This is a genomic window from Promicromonospora kroppenstedtii DSM 19349, from assembly GCF_000515355.1.
Taxonomy (GTDB): domain Bacteria; phylum Actinomycetota; class Actinomycetes; order Actinomycetales; family Cellulomonadaceae; genus Promicromonospora; species Promicromonospora kroppenstedtii.
In genome coordinates this window covers 50,660-54,266 of record NZ_KI911742.1, presented here as the reverse complement: position 1 = coordinate 54,266, position 3,607 = coordinate 50,660, and the positions used below count along the sequence as shown (strand labels likewise).

Here is a 3,607-nt window from a genome sequence, read left to right as displayed (position 1 = left end):
CGGGTCGAGCGCGTCGCCCGCCTCGATCCGGGCCCGGGCTCCCTCGACCAGGGCGGCGGTGTCCACACCGCCGTCGGTCAGGGCGGTGCGGGCCGGGCCGCCGCTCTCGGCGAGCGCGACGAGCAGGTGCCGGCTGTCGATCTGGTCGCTGTGCGCGTCGCGGGCGACCTGCTGGGCGTCGACGACGGCGGAGCGGGCGTCCTTCGTGAACCTCTCGAACATCAGATCCTCCTGTTGTGCTTCTTGTGCACGGCCTGCCGGGTGACGCCGAGGGCGTCGGCGATCTCCTGCCACGACCAGCCGAGGCGACGCGCCCGCTCGACCTGGAGGGTCTCCAGGCGGTCGGCCAGCTCGCGCATGGCCTTCACGGCGCGCAGTCCCTCGGCGGGGTCGTCCCCGGCTGCGGATGCGGCGAGTGCTTGCTGGGTCATGCGTCAACTATGGTTGACAGCGTGGCGGATTGTCAACCATGGTTGACGCGCCGTGCCCGTGTCGGGCGCACGGATCCCGCGGGTGAATCCGTACGTCTGACACGTCGTTCCCGAGAGATGCGCCACATGTGCGCCAGCCGCGCCGATGAGCCGCGGAAATCCGCCGCTTCGTTCGGAAGCACAAGCGATCCAGGGCTACTCTGTACGGGGATGTCTTGACGTCGAGACATCGCTTCAGCCGGGCTCCGGGCGACAACGACGTCCGAGGGCCGCATCCCGATGGAAGGACGCAGCAGGGTGGACCTGTTCGAATACCAGGCGCGCGACATCTTCGAGAAGCACGGCGTGCCCGTGCTGGGCGGGGTCGTCGCGACCACCGTCGAAGAGGCTCGCGAGGGCGCCGAGAAGCTGGGCGGCGGGACCGTCGTCGTGAAGGCCCAGGTCAAGACCGGTGGCCGCGGCAAGGCGGGCGGCGTCAAGCTGGCTCACTCGCCCGCGGAGGCGGCCGAGAAGGCCGGCGAGATCCTCGGCATGGACATCAAGGGCCACACGGTGCACCGCGTGATGATCGCCCAGGGCGCCAAGATCGCCGAGGAGTTCTACTTCTCCGTGCTGCTGGACCGGTCCAACCGCAACTACCTCGCCATGTGCTCCGTCGAGGGCGGCATGGAGATCGAGCAGCTCGCCGTCGAGCGGCCCGAGGCGCTCGCGCGCATCGCCGTCGACCCGGCCGTCGGCATCGACGAGGCCAAGGCCGCCGAGATCGTGGACGCCGCCGGCTTCGCCGACGACATCAAGGGCAAGGTCGCCGAGGTCATCCAGGGCCTGTGGACCGTCTTCAAGGCGGAGGACGCCACGCTGGTCGAGGTCAACCCGCTGGTCCGTACCGAGGACGGCGAGATCGTCGCCCTGGACGGCAAGGTCACTCTCGACGAGAACGCCGGCTTCCGCCACGCGGACCACGCCGAGCTCGAGGACTCCGCCGCGGCCGACCCGCTGGAGGCGAAGGCCAAGGAGAACGACCTCAACTACGTGAAGCTCGACGGTGAGGTCGGCATCATCGGCAACGGCGCGGGCCTGGTCATGTCCACGCTCGACGTCGTCGCCTACGCCGGCGAGAAGCACGGCGGCGTCAAGCCCGCCAACTTCCTCGACATCGGTGGCGGTGCGAACGCCCAGGTCATGGCGAACGGCCTCGACGTCATCCTGAACGACGCGCAGGTCAAGTCGGTCTTCGTGAACGTCTTCGGTGGCATCACCGCGTGCGACGAGGTCGCCAACGGCATCGTGGGCGCGCTGGACATCCTCGGCGACGAGGCGTCCAAGCCGCTGGTCGTCCGGCTCGACGGCAACAACGTCGAGCTCGGCCGCCAGATCCTGAACGAGCGCAACCACCCGCTCGTCACCCTCGCCGACACCATGGACGGCGGCGCCGACCTTGCCGCCGCCAAGGCTGCCGCCGCCTGATCGCCCGCTGAAGACTTCGAAAGCAGAGACAAGAAGACAATGTCGATCTACCTGAACCAGGACTCGAAGATCATCGTCCAGGGCATCACGGGCGGCATGGGTGCCAAGCACACCGCCCTGATGCTGGACTCCGGCGCGCAGATCGTCGGTGGCGTGAACGCCCGCAAGGCCGGCACCACGGTGACCCACAAGGACGCCTCGGGCGCCGACGTGACCCTCCCGGTGTTCGGCACCGTCAAGGAGGCCATGGCCGAGACCGGCGCGGACGTCTCCGTCGTCTTCGTGCCGCCGGCCTTCACCAAGGACGCGGCCATCGAGGCCATCGACGCGGGCATCGGCCTGCTCGTGGTCATCACCGAGGGCGTGCCGGTGCAGGACACCGCCGAGGTGTGGTCGTACCTGCAGGGCAAGGAGACCCGGATGATCGGGCCGAACTGCCCCGGCATCATCACCCCGGGCGAGTCGCTCGCCGGCATCACGCCGCACACCATCACGGGCAAGGGCCCGATCGGTCTCGTGTCGAAGTCGGGCACGCTGACCTACCAGATGATGTACGAACTGAAGGACTTCGGTTTCTCGACCGCCATCGGCATCGGCGGCGACCCGATCGTCGGCACCACGCACATCGACGCGCTCGAGGCCTTCGAGAACGACCCGGAGACCAAGGCGATCGTGATGATCGGCGAGATCGGCGGCGACGCCGAGGAGCGTGCCGCCGAGTACATCAAGGCGCACGTCACCAAGCCGGTCGTCGGCTACGTCGCGGGCTTCACCGCCCCCGAGGGCAAGACGATGGGCCACGCCGGTGCGATCGTGTCCGGCTCGGCCGGCACCGCCGCCGCCAAGAAGGAGGCCCTCGAGGCCGTCGGCGTGAAGGTCGGCAAGACGCCGTCCGAGACCGCCGACCTCATGCGGGAGATCCTGCAGGGGCTCTGACGCCTCCGCGGCTCGCTGGTTGAGCCGCCCTTCGCTGGTCGAGCTTGTCGAGACCCAGGTCCCGACAAGCTCGACCAGCGTGAGCAGCCCTTCGCAAAGCGGGCGTTCCTACACCAGTTCACCCGGCGAACTCCATACCCGACCGTAATATCTCCCGAAGTTCACCCGGGCCACGCCGAGGCAGGTCCCCGGGATGGCCCCCGGGCGCGGGTGAAGATTGCCGGGTGAGCGCACCACCCCGCCCGAGCACGGCTTCCCGCACCTCAGGTGCCCGCACGACCCGCCCGGCCGGCAACCAGCCGACGGCTCGTCGCGGCCGCCTGGTCGAGGAGCCACCCACGCCGGAGCCGAGGTCGCTCGCGCTCGCCCACATCGTGTCCGGCGCGCTCGCCGCGGCCCAGGCCCTGGTCCTGTCCCTCGCCGTCGTGGTGCTCCCGGCGGTGGTCGCCTACCTCGTGGGCAACGCGACCCTCACCTCCGCGCCGGAGACCCCGGACGACGGTGTCCAGGTGCGTTCCGCGATCGACGTCGCCACGGGCCTCTGGCTCCTGGGGCACGGCGTCCCGCTCACGACCGACGCCGTGGCCGTCACCCTCGCGCCGCTCGGTATCGCGGCGCTCGCCCTGTTCGCGACGTACGCCTCGGCCAAGCGGTTCGCCGCGACGTCGGCCCGTGCCTGGGGCGCCGGGGCCGTGACGTACGGCGTAGGTACCACGGGCGTCGCGCTGCTCGCGGGCAGCGCCCCGGGCTGGTCGCTGGCCCTGGCGCCGCTC

5 protein-coding genes are annotated in these 3,607 nt (G+C 70.2%); 3 read left to right on the top strand and 2 right to left on the bottom strand.

Annotated features, from left to right (window positions below; all coding sequences use genetic code 11):
* Both PROKR_RS23890 and PROKR_RS23885 read right to left on the bottom strand, forming a co-directional pair.
* A partial coding sequence (locus PROKR_RS23890; RefSeq protein WP_051433295.1) for a Clp protease N-terminal domain-containing protein occupies positions 1-222 on the bottom strand: 222 nt, incomplete at its 3' end.
* A complete protein-coding gene (locus PROKR_RS23885; protein ID WP_020016262.1) occupies positions 222-431 on the bottom strand; it encodes a helix-turn-helix domain-containing protein in 210 nt (69 codons plus the stop codon). The genes PROKR_RS23890 and PROKR_RS23885, both read right to left, overlap by 1 nt.
* Positions 432-728: 297 nt before the next feature.
* On the opposite strand from PROKR_RS23885, the gene sucC reads away from it, so the two are divergent.
* The 3 genes from sucC to PROKR_RS36040 form a co-directional block, all read left to right on the top strand.
* A complete protein-coding gene (gene sucC, locus PROKR_RS23880) occupies positions 729-1,898 on the top strand; it encodes an ADP-forming succinate--CoA ligase subunit beta (protein WP_036968559.1) in 1,170 nt (389 codons plus the stop codon).
* 39 nt (positions 1,899-1,937) lie between these two features.
* Entirely contained in the window at positions 1,938-2,834 is an 897-nt protein-coding gene (gene sucD, locus PROKR_RS23875) for a succinate--CoA ligase subunit alpha (protein WP_020016264.1), read from the top strand.
* A gap of 224 nt (positions 2,835-3,058) precedes the next feature.
* Positions 3,059-3,607, top strand: a 549-nt coding sequence (locus PROKR_RS36040) for a cell division protein PerM (RefSeq protein WP_245605953.1), incomplete at its 3' end; no start/stop codon positions are given.